Raw genomic sequence first — 15,878 nt, 5'->3', positions numbered from 1 at the left:
TAATGGGCCAAGTCATCGAATGAAGGATTCAATTTTACAAAACAGATAATTTATGGGAGTTGGCAAGTCTTACATTTTTAATTGCCATTTAAAGCATTTCCTACTTGCCAAAAACATTTCTCTGCTCCCTTTGAAAAGGAAATAAAGCAGATGATAGGGAATAGATATATGAGAAAATAATAGTGAGGGATATGGTAGGTATTGGAGTTTTCTAAAAATAAATTATCCCATTTAGGTGACAAATCTGTAAAAGATTATATTAGTCGGTGAATCGGATTCTAATCAAAGGTTTATATAATGGAGAAACACTTTGTTGATTGAGCGAGTTTGATAATCATAAGGTATGGTATAAATTGCAGTACATTAAGAAAAAGGAATGAGGGTAAGATGTGTCAGATAAATTTGGAATAACTAACGAAATCGATGAGCGGAAAAGCGAAATTGTAAAAGCAATGACAGATGTTGAATTTTACCCTGCCATTATAGAAGAACAGATCTGTTTAGATAAATACACAAAGCTGTCCTTATCGCGAGTTACAACCTTCGGAACCGCCTTTGAGCCTTTGGCAGCGGCATTTCGAAGTGTCATAAATGGTGGTGAAGCTAAAAGCGGATTATATCAAGTAACGATTCCAAAAGGTACACGACTAGCAGAATTTAAAAATGGTTTTGGATACTTAGGAAGTGTTTTGAAGAAAAACGGAGCGGTAGGTGGCGGACAGGCCGTGTTGAATCCTCTTGTCTGCAATCCGGCAATGCTGTGTATGGCTGCAACTCTAGCGACCATTGATAAAAAACTCGACAACATCCAAGAAATGCAGAAAGAAATCCTTGATTTTCTTGTTCAAAAAGAGAGGTCCGATCTTAAGGGTGATCTCAATTTTATGACGGATGTTCTTAATAATTATAAACACAACTGGAACAACGATACATATATAAATAGCTATTATAATATAGTCCTGCGTATCAAGCAGGAGGCAGAAAGAAAAATTGATTTATACGGAGCCTTGATAACAACTGAAATAAATAAGAAGTCGTCTTTTGTTCATCCGGATCAATGGGTAGAAAAGCTAATTAAAAAAATTCAGTCTGAGTTTGAAGACTACCAACTTGCTTTATATTCGTATTCCTTTTCTTCATTCCTTGAAATAATTCTTTTGGAAAACTTTGAGTCATCATATCTTGATGGTATTACAAAAAAAATAGAATATTATTCACTTAAGTATAGTGAACTCTACACTAAGTGCTATGACCAAATTGAAGGATATACCCAGTCCTCATTACAATCCAAAATATATAGGAGATCGACAAGCGTTGGTAGAGGAATAGTAGATAATTTAGCAATGGATCGAGACATAAAAAAATGTATAGTGTTAGGCAGTAAAAAACTAGAAAAGAAACGTTCAGAAAGAACAGAGCAGTCTATGAAACAATTTAAACAACTTATAGAAAAGCAGAACGATTATATCCGACCTTTCGTTGAAAAAATTAATACAGTTAAAAAACAATATAATCACCCAATTGAACTCATTTTCGATAAAGAGAACCTATACATTGGAACTACAGAAGTGCATTAACATTTGCTTTATTTTTGATATGGACAACGAAATTATTAAACCTTTAATTAGAAGGAAATCTAAAACAATGCAATTTGCTGCACAGTACAACGAAATAACTTAAAAGACATAATTGTTTCTTTACGTGATGCAAATAAATGTAACACAGAGAAGAAGTACAATGAGCATCAAAAAATGATACTACAAATCAACAAAGATTTAGAAAAATTAATGACTGATAACTACAATTTAAGAGAAAAAGCTGTGGCATTACAAAATGTGAAAAATTCTGTTGTGTGGTATTTATATTTATATTTAATTTCATTGTAGGATTATATGTCACTATTGGTGGGATAGCTATTGGTTTATACAATGAATGTATCTAATACAAAGGAAAAGAAAGATATTATTGGTAGGACCTAAAAGTAAAGGAAAAATAACAGAATCAAAGGGAACGATCAAAAAAGACATTTATATACCGAATACATTTTGGATTTAGTAGAGGGAGTTAGTAAAGGCCATTCGAAAATTTGGGTTTGGGTAAAAATACCAATTATAATTATCCCGTTAAGATCACCAAAAAAAACTATAAGTGCTTTTCCTTTGATAGATGGAGTAAAAGTAGAAAAATAATAAAATAGCAAGTAAGAGTTATTTAATTTATTATACACAGTATCAAAGGATGTTGACATGAAAAAACAACTGTTAGAAATTTTACTGGATCTACAGAAGGATATGAAAGAAGTAAAAACGGATATCCAAGTAATTAAAGAAACGGTAATTAGAATTGAAGTTTTACAATCAGAAGATGTTGTCGAGTTACTAAAAAATCAACAAGAAGAACAGATTTTGAAGTAGATTACCTGATTAACAGAGTAATTGACATGGATTAGCGACTAGTCAACCTGGAAAAGTGGATTGAAAATTAAATCCACTTTTCCAGGTTGACTAATAAATACAAAGCTCAGTCCATTCAATCATTTAAAAAAATCATATGAAATATATAAGTTACTATTAGAAAAAAAGGCGATATTATTTTTATCCCTACGTTGGTAAAGTTGATGAGTACTTTCACTTGCATACCCCTCTAGACTACCTTAATAATTTTCCATGTCTTATTAATTTAAAGATTTTATAAAGGCAGGTATCTTTAAAGTTTTGTTCAATATAACTTCGAAATAATCCCAAAAAAGGGAAAACAATTCAAAAAAGTAGATATTCAAAAGTTGATAATACATACTTTAAACGAATAGAAATATGATTGATTTTGAAATCAAATAGTCATAAATATTCAAGCTGAACTATTAGCCTAGATATTTATGACTTATAATGGGAAATTGTAAGAATTTCTTAATTAAAGAACTTAATAAATTTGCACTTTTGTTAATAGTTCATATTTTGTTTTTTAAAAAAGTTATAATCATTTCATTCTCTGGCATTTTTATATTTTTGTTTCTAACATAGTGTGGTTTTAAGTATATTTCTGTTGAACTTAAACTTTCATGACCTAATAATTGTGCAATTATCAGTTTATCTGTCCCTTCCTCTGCCATTAGAGTCGCAAAAGTATGTCTGAAAGAATGGATGTGCATTTGTGGTAGATTTGCTAACCCTAAGTATTCATTTAATAATTTTCCTACTTCGGAGCTGGAGAATTTTTTTGAATTTTTTTTCATAAATAAATAATCTTCATCTTCACGATTATTATTTATAATATAATTCTTTATAATTTTTCCCATTCCAGGTCTTAGAAATACAATCCTTTGATGCTTATTCTTAGTATTTATTAATAAAAATGAGTCATCTTCAAAATCAATATTATTGCATTTTAATCCGAGAATTTCTGAAATTCTGCATCCTGTTGAAAGAAGTAAAGTGAAAAGTAGCAAGTCTGTTTCCAAATTAACAGAATTTCGAATAACAGAGTTAAGGAATTTTAAAAAATTCCCCCTAGTTAATATTTTTGAATACTTTACTTCTGGTAAATAATCTTTCAGTGAAAAAATTATATTTTTCATAGGATTATTAAAGTTATAATTGTTTTCAAGAAATTTAAAAAAGTTATTCAAAGACTTTAAATTGTCTTTAAGAACGTTATAACTTTTATCCTTTATAAATTGGAAGTAATTATCAATAATAATACTATCAATAGGTAAATATCTGATAGCTCTCCCATTTCTATCTGTTAATAAGTATATTTTATCTAAATATATGTTATGCGGGTTTTCATTTAATTCATTTGATAAAAAAGTGACAAATTTATTTAAGTAGATAGTATAATTTTGAATTGTTTTTTCGGCTAACCTTACATTGTTTCGATAAGTTTCAATTTCCTCTCTTATTGTTTTCATTAGCATCCTCCATTATTGTATTTAATAAAATTTCCAAGGGGTATGGGAATTTCTGTTTAATTAATTCTTTTAAATCCTGACCGTCTAATTTTGTATAAATCATTGTAGTTTTTGGATCGGTGTGACCTAAAATTTCCGCCAAGTTATTTACATTCATTCCCATTTTCAAACAATGAACCGCAAATGTATGACGAAAAGTGTGTACAGTTATATATGATAATTCAGGTATATTCTTCCTGATTCTTTCTATTAAGTGTTCGATTGTTCTAATTGGTATCTTTATTTTTCTTTCAATTCCCTCATCCCGTGCAAACAAAAAACCGTTATTATATGGATTCCATTTAGAAAGTCCACTCTTGTTAAGATATAGTAAGATTTCCTCCTTTAATTCATCATACATTGGAATAATCCTATTTTTATCCCCTTTTCCACCTTGAATATAAATTAAGTTGTTTTCAATATCAAAATCTTTTACTTTAATATTGGAAACCTCACCAACCCTACATCCAGTTAATAATAAAAACAATATTATAGCTCTACAACGAAAAGGCTTATATAGAGTTTCTGAAATTTCCAACACTCTTCTTATATCCTTATGTTTTATATAGCGGGGAATTAATGACGACTTTTCTATAATGAATTTGCTACGGGAATCTTTATTGGTAAATTCCATATGATATGCAAACCTTAAAATACTTCGAAGAATCGAATTGTATTTATTGCGAGTTCTAACTGAGTATTTATTATTCTTATTACTGGTGATGAGTGCCTCATTTAAAATTATTTCATTTATTTCATTTGCCTTTAATTTGGGATAGTTGATTTGTAGAAATTCCTTTAACCTAAAGATAAAGTTCTTATAAGTTTTTCCAGTACTAGTTGATCGCACTCCATTTCTTACCAACGCTTCGAGGTGTTTTTCATACTCCTCTAGAATAAAAATAACTAATTTTTCCTCATTAATCATATTTGATTTTATATAATTTTCATTTTCACATTGTCCAAGAAAATCTAATAGCGAACTCTCAGAGACTCCCAGTTGTATAGAAATTTCTTCAATTGATAGATCTATTTTTTTCTCATACATTATCATCACCCCAAATATAACTCTTTCCCATGAATAATTTTTTTAATTTATTGATATCCCGATAAAAATAGTAATGGGTCGATATTGGATGCTTATGTCCACCACACTCTCTCACTTGATCTAAATCATTTCCTGCATTTAGTGCATTGGTAATAAATCTGTGTCTGAGGGTTTTTGCTGTAAACTTAATTTCTTTAAATGATTTCATATTAAAATCCCTTATCAAATACGATATTGAACTACTAGGCATTCCGGTTCCGTTAGTAGATAAAAATAATGCTCGTGTATTTTCAATCGGAAAATAATTTCTACGAATTAATAAATATGATTTAATAATATCTATTGCAGTATCTGATAATTTTAGTGTTCTTTGGGATGATTTTATGCTCGTAAGGACAATAAGTTTTTCGTTTATATTAATGTCATCAATATTTAGATTTGCAACTTCTATAGGTCGACAACCTGTTTCTAAAAGTATCATTAATATCGAAATGTCCCTTAAGACGTGCTTCGATGACTCAAAAATATTTTCTAGGACTACTAATATTTCATCTTCTTTAACGTAATCGTTCGATCTATTTCCATTACAAATTAATCTCTTAGGAACCTTATACTTATAATTAGTTATTTTTTCATCAACTAGAAATTTAGAAAATAAACTAATTGCTTTTAGATATGCGTAGCCAGAGCCAGGGGTGATTGTTTCAGTTAAAACACTTCTAGTTATTTTTTCTTCGAATTTTTTAAAACTTGTTACCCAAAATTCAGTGTTAGATACTAATTCTTCTTTATAATTAGTATTTTTCAAAAAATACTCTACGGCTGTGGCATAACTTTTACAGGTAGATTTTGCGTAATTTTTCTTTAGCATGAAATGTTGGAATTTTACTGTTATAGAATGTTTTTTTTCATTCTTTGGTTGAGTAACTTGTTTAATTGGAACTTTATAATATATTTTAGCTTTTTTATTCTTTGTTAAAAATTTGCAGAAGTCGTTTAAATAATTTAAGATTGTTTTTGCATTTTGTTTATCCATATCAGCATTATCAACTAAAGCTTCGATATAATCTTGTATTTTTAATAAATGTTCTAACTGTAGCTTGTTTATTTGAAGAGTGCAGTCTTTTCTAGAAAAAATATTCGATTCATTCTTTAAGATACTGTAAAAGATGTTTAATACTTCCTCATATTTTGTTTTTTTATAAGTTGAGATAGTTTTAATAAATTCATCAACAATTTTTTTAAAGGATAGGTCATTTATAAATAAATGACTTGAATTTATATCTAAATTTTTATTTTCCATATACATTGCTCCTTCCGAATTTTTCTGAAATTTTGTAATTTTTATTTGAATTTTTGTAAACCTCCCTTTATAATGAAAATATAGTTATTTTTAATTTCGGCTTCAGCCAGACGGTGGAAGTTCATTCAAAACACTTTTGATTAGTGTTCAAACAATCCTAATGGGATTCGTATGTTCATTTTTCAAAAGTGTTTTTTATTTTGAAAAAAAACGACAATGTTCGGATTAAGTGAATGAGTATTTAGAACTATTATTTTCCTATTAATGTATTTTTATTAAAAAAAGTTGCGTGGAATTTAAGTTCCACGCAACTTTATAGGAGGTGTCAATGTGAAAAAAGACCTATACAATTGCGCGGAAGGATATTTATCACTTTACATTAATCAAATTTGTCATAATTATCATGGCTATAATAAATATGAATTAAATCAATGGTCAAAATATCGACCATTGCAGACTTATAATGATATGGGTGTTTAGAATCAAAATCAGGTGATGATCAAACATGAAAGATCCTGATTACTTAAATTTAATGGGAAAATATAATAGAGAAGAAATTAATTTTGAAAAATACTTAAAAGATAGAGGCCTATATAAGGCAAATAAATTAACAAAGTTAAATGAAGTAAAAGCCTTAATTAACGGTAATCCCAATATTCTAAATTTATTTTTAAGTAAAGTATCTATAGGTGTTCGCTGCCTTGTAATGAAAGCTATTTTTGATTTAACGGATAGACAAATAGAAGATAATGTCAGACATGTTAGATCAGTAATTGGGGGATTTATTAAGGAAAATTTAGAAATTGTTAAAATTAATGAAAATCCTGATGCAAATTCTACAAGGAATTTTTCGGCAGATTTTATTCGGGAATTATCGATTATTTTTGATCTTCCTTACCGCTTCTTAGCAGATCAATATGCTGAATACAAATTAATAAATACATTTGAGGAGTATGAAAGAATTAATATTAGATTACTATCATTAAAAGAGTTAATAGAAGAAACGAGTTTAGTGATGCATGAAAAGCATTTTAACCGTAAAATATATGGGATTAAATTGATTAATTCATTTTTTGAAAATAGAAATGCTAAGTATTTTTATACTCGGGTAGATATAAGAAAACAGTTCATTACTATTGAGATTTATTTAGAAAATAGTCAAGTAACTGAAATGATTACACTTAAAAAAATTTTGAATATATTAAAAAATTTAGATGTACGTGGAAAAGTATATTATCGAGATGCATTTCTAAGAGATTATAAGAAGTTAATAATTTTGATTGGAGTAGAAGGGAATTTTATACATCCTTCTTATCTAAGTGAACAGTTATTATTAGAAAAGCAGATATTTTAATTATCTAGAAACACTTATTCAAAGGTAATCCATAAATGAAATGATTAGGTTTTGATGATAGATTTTTTCGAAGATTGTTTAACTAAACATATACAAACATCATAATTCATAGAATATTTGCTTAACAAATTACATGGACAAAAAATTGACCACAAGAATATTAATTATTTTCAATAGAAAACCTCTTAAAGAAAATTTCTTTTAGGAGGTTTTTTATGTTATTAAAAAATAAAGTTCTTGATAGTAAAAGAAAAAATGCACTGGAACTCATTAAAGAATGGAGTGAAGAGTTAAGTAATCACTATTCAGATAATAATTCAAATTGTAAAGATATGTTTAAAGGCAAACCAAATCATTTATTAGACAAGGAGAGATGAATAATAAATCTGCTACAAGTAAAGGAGAAGAAGTATGCGATATGATGACTTAAAGGATGTTTTAACTGTAAAAGATATCACAATGTTTTTAGGAATTAGTAGGACAAAAGCTTATGAGTTGGTTCATTCTGGGGAATTTTATACAGTTAAAGTCGGTACCAGGATACTCATCCCAAAAAAATCCATTCAAAAATGGTTAGATGGAGATGATAAAAAATTTTCCGCTCTTAAACTCACTCCACCAAAGGTTTAATACATAAAACACTAAGTAATACTGGTAATGGTGATTTGAGTTTGGGTGCCCAGTCACTTAAAGGAGGTAATTGATCTATGACTGGTCGCATAACCAAAGACAAAATAACAGGTTCTTATTATATTACAATTGAAGTTGGTACAAAAGGAAATCGAAAGAGAAAGGTTCAAAAGAATTTTAAAACTAAAAGAGAAGCGAAAGAAGCTTTAGAACTTGCAATAGCGGAAATGCAAAAAGTAGTGGAGGAAAAGGAGTCTAAAGAGAATTTGCTCCTGGGTGATTATTTAGATTTTTGGCTTAAATCATATGCTGAATCAAATACTTCACCTAATACTTACAAAAGGTATGAGCAAATCATTCGTGTTCATTTGAAACCAGGATTAGGACATATCACGTTGCAAGAGCTAAGACCCTTACAATTACAGAATTATTACGTAGAAAAACTGGGCGATATTTCAGCTCAAACGGTCTTACATCTACATCGATTGTTATCAAAAGCATTAAATGATGCAGTAGATTGGGAATTTGTGAACAAAAATGTTGCTCTGAAAACCAAACCACCAAAACCCAAAAAATTTAGACCGACTTTTTATTCAAAAGAGGAATTAGAGTGTCTTTTTGAAGCAGCAAAATCGAGTAAGGTCTATTACCCCATAATTTTTAATGCAGGTCATACTGGGGCGCGTTTAGGTGAGTTACGTGCCTTACAGTGGACAGATATCAATTTTGATAAGCGGCGTATGACTATTACCAAGTCTGCTTATAGGGATAAAGAGGGAGAAGTGCAAATCCGAGATCTAACAAAGGGTGGAAGAGATCGAACGATTGTGATTGGAAAAGTGCTATTGAATTTTTTAAAAAGCCACTACGAACGATATCAGGAATTAAAAAGTCTTTTAGGAAAAGACTTCAATCCCAAAGATCTAGTGTTTTTCAATGCAAATGGTCATTTTCTTAACATGCGTGAGTTACACAAAGCTCATAAAAGAGCTATTAAGCGAGCAGGATTAAAAGATTCCCGTTTTCACGACCTAAGACATTCTCATGCTACAATTTTACTACAAAAAAATGTACATCCCAAAATTGTTAGTGAACGTTTAGGTCACTCTAAAATTGGAATTACATTAGATTTATATAGTCATGTGATTCCTACTCTTCAAGAACAGGCAATTGAAGTATTTGATGATGAAATGGATAACAATTAGCGAAAACGAGCTATTTGGCACCAAAATGGCACTTAAATCGAGGAAGGGATTGAAAGCGAGGCTTGCAACTTCGTAAGTGAAAAGCCTCAATCCCTTGGTGTGTAAGGGATGGCGGGACTGCCTGGGAATCGAACCCAGCTATCCTGGCACGCAGGACACAGGCGGTTTTGAAGACCGTGGAGGACACCAGTACCCCAATCAGCCCCAAATATTCTATTGATATAAAAGTAGCATTAATAAAATTATTCACCTCAATAGATTATCAGATAATTGGCTATTTAGAAAGTGAAAGTTTTCCTTTACGATGGAATGAATGAAAATCAGTAATCCAAGTTAAACTAAGGAAAAATATAAAAGGATGATTTTTTTGGATAAGTGGAATGAACAAGCAGCTGCAAATAACAATTTGTCATCAACAACGATAAAGTCATCAAAACTAGTCAATGATAAAAAGGAACACGAGTTTTCGGAGGAGCTGTCTGACGGAGGAGAACGAAATGAAATAATAAATAAAAACATAAATGGGGCAATAGTTACCACTGAAAAATAGAAAGTTATTAGAACACTACTTCGATCGATCGAATAAAATTTGGGAGAAATTTATATGAAACGACGATTTAAAAGAAATAACTTACCGTTTCTATTGTTATGCTTTATTCATTCAACTCTCATCATTTATACTTTTTTTCGAAAAAAGGATCGAAAAACATTATTTATTTTACTCTCATCAAATATTGGTCTTGCTTATCTTTTTGATTACATTATTTTAAATTATTTTCATTCTTATGTTTATAAGCCTAAATTAATAAAGAAAAGGTATTTAGATAATATTTTGGGAGCAATCTTATCACAAGGTATTTTTGTCCCATTTACTGCTACATTTATTACTGCTTTTGGCTTTGGATGGAAGGTAAAGGTTTTATTAGGTGTATACTTTGCAATTGTGGAAAGAGTTTTTATTCGAATGAAAATATTTAAAACGAATTGGTGGAGAACTATTTTCACCTTAATATTAATCCCATTTTCCTTCCAAATAAGTGACATTTGGTTTAAGCTTTTAATAAAAAGAAACAAAGTAATCTTAAGTTCCTCTTTTTTTATGATAATTATGGTTTCATGGACAAATTTATATTATATTTTGTTCTCTTTATTCCGGAATTATCGCTTTGGTTTTGGATTCATACGTACTTGGAAAGAACATTTTAAAATTATTCCTTTCTACATTTTGGCATTATCAATCATAAGTAGTTGGTCTATTAAAAATAATGATGGTTTTAATGGTAAGCTGAGGTCTCTATTTGTCATTAAAATTGTCGATATAATTTTTAAAAAATTCACCCTATTTAAAAGTGATTTTAAATTTTTATTTTTAAATAGCGGGTTACAAATAGGAATGATTTATTTGATTGCAAAATTAAAAAAAATAGTATTTGAAAATTAAAAAGGCTAAATGGATGCTGATACATCTATTTAGCCTTTTTTCTTATTTATTTTTGAACAAATCTACAAACGCATGATAAAATTCAAATCCTTGATATAGAAGAAAACTTGTTGCTGAGAGTGAAAAGAATCCGATCATGATTGCTCTAAACCACATAATGATTCCTCCTGTAAGTTTATTGAAAAACTTCAAAGAGGAAACCTTTAATATAATTTGATTGATAAAATATTGGATGATAGAATAATCGTTTTAAATGCTGGAATCCTTGGAGGAGTTTTAACTTATGATAGGAATTCATCACTGTTACAACAATTAAGATATTAGAGAGGACCATGAAAAAATGCTTCTTATCGTCGTCAAAAATTGAATCATGGCTAACATCTAGGTGAGTGTTTAGGACAAGAATAGGGTAATGATCGTTAGAATGGATATTTGAACTAGAAGCTGAAAAGTGAATTCCCAAAATTGTTATGAAAAAAACGAAAAGGGTGAGAATAAGCTGTTTTTTCAGGTAAATCACCTCCCTTTATTAAAGTTGCTCTAATCTTATAACAAAGTGAACGTAGTGAAAACAAGAGTTATTAGACAAATTTTTTAAAAGGAGATCTTGGCTATTATTAGTGTAAATTGGTAAAATCCTTATTAGAAAAAAGCGTTCTAGTATACAATTCAAAAGGACCTATTCATAAGGTCCTTTTGAGTTTTACTTATGGAAGATGGGCAGATTTTAGATGAATTAGCTTCCAGTACATTGTTTCACCATTGGCTGTGACAAGTTCAACAATGTTATTTTGGATGTTTTTAACAAGTCCAATTTTGTCAGGTAAATCTCCCGTATCAAATACTACGAGTTTTCCTTCATATTTCTTTAATTGATCTTCAAATGTACGTGATAGTGGAATGCTTAAAGGCTGTACAGGTAGCACTTCATTGCTTAAAGTGTAGGGGGTTAAACTGGATGAGTAGGGAGTAACCCATTTCAAATGACTTAAGGAAATAAAAAGTGTTTTGTAAACAGGGGAGTAGAATACAAAATAGTCGTTTAATATGTTGGTGATATAACCATGGATGGATTTGTTCCCAGTAACATAGATCTCAACAAATATGCCTTTTGCGTTATTAAGTGTTTTTCGATAAGAAATCGTATCAGTGTCATCCGTAAAAGGTTGCTTATCTTGATGTATAATTTCAATCGGCTCATTACAACTTAATTTAATATTATGCAAATGGAGAAGCGGGATATATAAATATTGCTTTCCATCAAATAATACTAAAATATCAAGACCAACATCAATAAGAATGCCGACGAAGGTTGTTTTCCCTGTAATTTCCAAGTCAACTTGTTTTCCAATAAAATTAGAAATTCCTTTCAAATGAATACCTCCTTTGTAGTTGATGAAAAAATAGGTGCACTAGTTAAGTTTGACTAATGCACCACATACATAAAAAGCCGTTAGGAGGTATGTTTATCTTGATTTCCATACATAATCAATTGTTTTAGTCACTTTTTCTTTAGAAGTTCTAGAGCTTCTTTTTCTAGATTCTCCTTGATTTTTATCTTCAGATTTACTTTCATTACTTTGAGATTGAGCATTAGCTTCATTATTTTGCTGTTGATTATTTTGTTGGTTATTTTGATCGTTTTGGTTATTTTGTTGTAAAGAGCCTTTTGGACCCGAGCTTATACTCTTAATATGGTAAGGGTTGATTCGCATAACTTCTTGATTATTAATTAGAGTGTAGTGTCCACCTGCATTTTCTACTAAAATACCTTCCATTGCTTCAGGGCCGCCACGATTAATCGCAATCCATTTATGTGACATTTTTCCGAAAATATCATGGAAGCTGCCTACATTTTCAAATTCTGGAATCACGGTTTGGACAGCCATGGTATTTGTATTCATTCCATTGTTTTGATCTTGGTTGTTTTGGCTGTATTCAGCTATACTCTTAATATGTTGAAGATTAAAGTAAACAACACCATCATCTTGTGTAAATAAGACGATATAATCATCTACATTCCCAAGAACTTGCCCTTTTTTAGACTCAGGTCCTCCTTGGTTGATCTGAATGTATTTTCCTTCTAATTGTTGAACAACACCAGTAAAAGAATCGGATTGAATAAATTCTGGCGTTTGTGTTTCAGTTGTTCCTTGCTGCTGAAGAGTAAGCGTCGAATTGGATACGGAATTTTCACTGATGCTTGCAATATGTCTGATGTTATAATAAACGACAACATTTTGATTTTGCTGTTGATCATTTTGATTGTTGTTTTGAGCATTATTTTGGTTTTTATTCTGTTTATTCTTATTTTTATCGTTATTATTGTTGTTGTTGTTATTGTTATTATTGTTATTTGCATAAACGGTTACAAAGTCTGATTGGACATCTAATAGAACACCAGATTTAGATTCTGGCCCCCCACGATAAATGGTTACTTCTTTACCTTTTAAAGATTCTAGAAACGAATGATAAGGGTCTGGGTTCGATTTTCTAACTGTATTGTCATTTGACTTTTTGGTCATTTTAATTTTTCCTCCTTGGCATTTATCATAATAGGTAATTTCTACTCTATATATACGTGTCATGTAGGGGTATTGACCCTATAAAAGGGCCTATTTTTTAATATATCAACTCATGCCTATAATACAGATTCATTTTAAAGATCCCTTAGTTTTTCATATATATATTTACTTCGTTCTTTAATAAAATCGAGGATGAATTCTGGTTCTTGATCGAATTGGGATAATTGTTGTTGTTTATAGGGGTCTTTTAAAATATAGGGTCTAAGAGAGTGATAGAGGTTCATAATCTGGGGCTGTAAGCGTTCAACTGTATATTCAGATTCTAAAATACTTTCTAATAAACTTCGATATTCCATTCGAAAAGAAGGAATATCAAGAATACGTGCTGTTAGTGTATTAAACCCTTCTATTCTTACATAATCGTATTCCATGACTTTACCATTTACATCCCTGCCCCAGGTACCATCATAATCCCATGGCGATACTTCGAATTGACCTGTACTCGCATTTCGAATAAGAGAATAATTGTGTACAAAGCCATCATAGTTTTGGGTGAATATCACTCCAGCCAACCAACGTAAATATTGATTTACATTCACATATTTATGGATGTTTTCTTCAAATTCAACCCGAGATAAAGTATTAATTTTGTAAATCAATTCTTGAAGATGTCCTAGATCTTCCTGATTTCCGACTTTCATTTCATAGCCTAAGTCTAAAGATTCTTTCACATCATTATCTAGATCGCTTAATAGGGAGAAGTTTGCATCCCCATCAACTGCGTAGAAGATTGCTCCGAGGGGATAGTTTCTTTTTTGAAAGAAATTCTCGTCAACCGATTCAATTTGTAGGTATACACCTTCTGTTTTCCCATTGATGTTTAAAATAACATGTCTAGACTCAGGCGCCAGCACTCCAATACTCCGAAAGAAATCAAAGGATAATTTATTTCTCATTAATGAAGGATCCTTATATTCTGCATTTAAATGGATTTCTTTTGCTCCAAGGAAAAGTTTGGGCTGGAAAAAAGCAATATGAAAAGATTTTTTTTTAAATTTCCTCGTATGTGAACCCCTATAAACAATATCAATATCCCATTTTTTTTTGTTCATTTTTAAATATCCAGCAACAGGATCCTCACACCAAATATCACTTCTTAATTCCTTATAGTCATTTGGATGAATAAAAACTTGATAGGTAGGTAACTGGCTCTGCTCTGACATTAATTAAACCTCCTCCTAAAACCTAATAAATAGTATGTATATATGATGGAAATGGTCACATTGGATAAGTGTCTATTTTTTAAAAATTGGGACGTTTGACTAAGGCAAATATCATTTATAGACGTATTTTAGTATAAAGAGAAAAGCGATCAATCCAATAAAAAGATTCCTTTGCTTTTCTATTTTAATAATAAGGAGGCTTTTTAATGTTTAATTTTAGAAGGGACGATATTAGACGCGCTGCACAAGAAGCTGCCAATGAAGGTTTAGATAATTTTATGCGCAATGATCCACGTGAGCAAGGTCGCACAGCATGTCGTACAACTAGAAGGGATAGTCGTGTAGGAGGTCAGATGAATCGTCGTACGACAAGAAATAACCGTGTAGGCGGTCAAATGACTCGTCGTATGACAAGAAATAATCGAGTAGCTAGCCAAATGACTCGTCGTATGACAAGATTTACAGCAATGGTAGGAGGGAGAAGTACTCGTCGTTCAACGAGAAGATCTACAAGACGTTCAACACGGCGAGGAGGACGAACAACACGTCGTACGACAAGAAGAACGACTCGTAGATGCCGTACAACTCGCCGCACGACAAGAAGAACAACGAGAAGAACGACAAGAAGAACAACCCGAAGAACGACGCGCAGATGCCGCACTACTCGTCGAACAACACGTCGGACAACAAGAAGAACGACACGGGTATGCCGTACAACTCGTCGAACGACTCGCCGTACGACAAGAAGAACGACGCGCAGATGCCGTACAACTCGACGCACGACAAGAAGAACAACGAGAAGAACAACAAGAAGAACAACAAGAAGAACAACGCGCAGATGCCGCACGACTCGTCGAACAACAAGAAGAACGACACGTAGAAGCACAAGAAGATCATCTCGCCGCAGCACAAGAAGATCGTCCCGTCGTAGCTCACGTAGATCTACACGAAGAGGTGGACGTTCTAGAAGTAGAAGTCGTAGTAGACGAAGAGAAGCAGCAACATTTAATACACAAAGAAGATATTGGCAAGATGGAAATATGAATATGCTAAGATTAGAAAATAATTAAATCATATTTTAGAAAAATAATAGACGGAACCCCAAATGCTATAAATTCAGTAATATTGAATTTATAGTTTTTTTTTTTTAACGCTTTAACATAATAAAATTTGAATAAATAAAATAAATCTAGTAAAATATTC

At 30.9% G+C, this 15,878-nt stretch carries 15 protein-coding genes and 1 tRNA gene; 9 read left to right on the top strand and 7 right to left on the bottom strand.

Annotated features, from left to right (window positions below):
• Positions 1–389: 389 nt before the first annotated feature.
• Together ACFSO7_RS07185 and ACFSO7_RS07180 are read left to right on the top strand one after the other, a co-directional pair.
• The gene (locus tag ACFSO7_RS07185; protein ID WP_377876624.1) at positions 390–1,577 is read left to right on the top strand and encodes a hypothetical protein; all 1,188 of its coding nucleotides are present in this window, start codon (positions 390–392) and stop codon (positions 1,575–1,577) included.
• Positions 1,578–2,246: 669 nt separating this feature from the next.
• Positions 2,247–2,414: a hypothetical protein gene (locus tag ACFSO7_RS07180; RefSeq protein WP_377876623.1), complete on the top strand. Its 168-nt coding sequence runs from the start codon at positions 2,247–2,249 to the stop codon at positions 2,412–2,414.
• A gap of 533 nt (positions 2,415–2,947) precedes the next feature.
• Here ACFSO7_RS07180 and ACFSO7_RS07175 read toward each other — a convergent pair.
• From ACFSO7_RS07175 to ACFSO7_RS07165, 3 genes are read right to left on the bottom strand one after another with little or no spacing between them, the layout of a single operon-like run.
• Positions 2,948–3,907, bottom strand: a complete 960-nt coding sequence (locus ACFSO7_RS07175) for a tyrosine-type recombinase/integrase (RefSeq protein WP_377876622.1) — start codon at positions 3,905–3,907, stop codon at positions 2,948–2,950.
• Positions 3,882–4,994 (bottom strand): tyrosine-type recombinase/integrase, encoded by a 1,113-nt coding sequence (locus ACFSO7_RS07170; RefSeq protein ID WP_377876621.1) that lies wholly within the window; start codon positions 4,992–4,994, stop codon positions 3,882–3,884. Before ACFSO7_RS07170 ends, ACFSO7_RS07175 begins: the two co-directional genes overlap by 26 nt.
• Positions 4,987–6,297, bottom strand: coding sequence for a tyrosine-type recombinase/integrase (locus ACFSO7_RS07165; protein WP_377876620.1), 1,311 nt, complete (start codon positions 6,295–6,297; stop codon positions 4,987–4,989). Before ACFSO7_RS07165 ends, ACFSO7_RS07170 begins: the two co-directional genes overlap by 8 nt.
• Positions 6,298–6,802: 505 nt before the next feature.
• On the opposite strand from ACFSO7_RS07165, the gene ACFSO7_RS07160 reads away from it, so the two are divergent.
• The 4 genes from ACFSO7_RS07160 to ACFSO7_RS07145 all read left to right on the top strand — a co-directional run bounded on the left by ACFSO7_RS07160 (position 6,803) and on the right by ACFSO7_RS07145 (position 9,486).
• A complete protein-coding gene (locus tag ACFSO7_RS07160) occupies positions 6,803–7,651 on the top strand; it encodes a hypothetical protein (protein ID WP_377876619.1) in 849 nt (282 codons plus the stop codon).
• A 215-nt stretch (positions 7,652–7,866) separates the two neighbouring features.
• Entirely contained in the window at positions 7,867–8,028 is a 162-nt protein-coding gene (locus tag ACFSO7_RS07155; RefSeq protein ID WP_377876618.1) for a hypothetical protein, read from the top strand.
• Positions 8,029–8,062: 34 nt separating this feature from the next.
• Positions 8,063–8,281, top strand: a complete 219-nt coding sequence (locus tag ACFSO7_RS07150; RefSeq protein WP_377876617.1) for a helix-turn-helix domain-containing protein — start codon at positions 8,063–8,065, stop codon at positions 8,279–8,281.
• A gap of 77 nt (positions 8,282–8,358) precedes the next feature.
• A complete protein-coding gene (locus ACFSO7_RS07145) occupies positions 8,359–9,486 on the top strand; it encodes a tyrosine-type recombinase/integrase (protein WP_377876616.1) in 1,128 nt (375 codons plus the stop codon).
• A 109-nt stretch (positions 9,487–9,595) separates the two neighbouring features.
• Here ACFSO7_RS07145 and ACFSO7_RS07140 read toward each other — a convergent pair.
• Positions 9,596–9,692 (bottom strand) — tRNA-Sec (locus ACFSO7_RS07140).
• A 161-nt stretch (positions 9,693–9,853) separates the two neighbouring features.
• Between ACFSO7_RS07140 and ACFSO7_RS07135 the strand changes: the two genes are divergently transcribed.
• Complete coding sequence (locus ACFSO7_RS07135) at positions 9,854–10,036, top strand: hypothetical protein (protein WP_377876615.1); 183 nt, start codon at positions 9,854–9,856, stop codon at positions 10,034–10,036.
• Between the two features lie 54 nt (positions 10,037–10,090).
• The gene (locus ACFSO7_RS07130; protein ID WP_377876614.1) at positions 10,091–10,927 is read left to right on the top strand and encodes a hypothetical protein; all 837 of its coding nucleotides are present in this window, start codon (positions 10,091–10,093) and stop codon (positions 10,925–10,927) included.
• Positions 10,928–11,634: 707 nt separating this feature from the next.
• On the opposite strand, the gene ACFSO7_RS07125 is transcribed toward ACFSO7_RS07130, so the two are convergent.
• The 3 genes from ACFSO7_RS07125 to ACFSO7_RS07115 form a co-directional block, all read right to left on the bottom strand.
• Positions 11,635–12,300 carry a DUF2642 domain-containing protein gene (locus ACFSO7_RS07125; protein WP_377876613.1) on the bottom strand — a complete coding sequence of 222 codons (666 nt, stop codon included), beginning with the start codon at positions 12,298–12,300 and terminating at the stop codon, positions 11,635–11,637.
• A 93-nt stretch (positions 12,301–12,393) separates the two neighbouring features.
• Complete coding sequence (locus ACFSO7_RS07120; protein WP_377876612.1) at positions 12,394–13,452, bottom strand: spore coat protein; 1,059 nt, start codon at positions 13,450–13,452, stop codon at positions 12,394–12,396.
• Between the two features lie 134 nt (positions 13,453–13,586).
• Positions 13,587–14,675 carry a CotH kinase family protein gene (locus ACFSO7_RS07115; protein WP_377876611.1) on the bottom strand — a complete coding sequence of 363 codons (1,089 nt, stop codon included), beginning with the start codon at positions 14,673–14,675 and terminating at the stop codon, positions 13,587–13,589.
• 206 nt (positions 14,676–14,881) lie between these two features.
• Between ACFSO7_RS07115 and ACFSO7_RS07110 the strand changes: the two genes are divergently transcribed.
• On the top strand, positions 14,882–15,745 hold the full coding sequence (locus tag ACFSO7_RS07110) for a hypothetical protein (protein WP_377876610.1): 864 nt from the start codon (positions 14,882–14,884) through the stop codon (positions 15,743–15,745).
• The last annotated feature ends 133 nt before the right edge of the window (positions 15,746–15,878 follow it).

This window comes from Bacillus sp. CGMCC 1.16607 (genome assembly GCF_042683745.1).
Lineage (GTDB): Bacteria > Bacillota > Bacilli > Bacillales > Cytobacillaceae > Pseudoneobacillus.
Note: the sequence above shows the minus strand (reverse complement) of the source record. Positions and strands in the feature narration are given on the sequence as shown.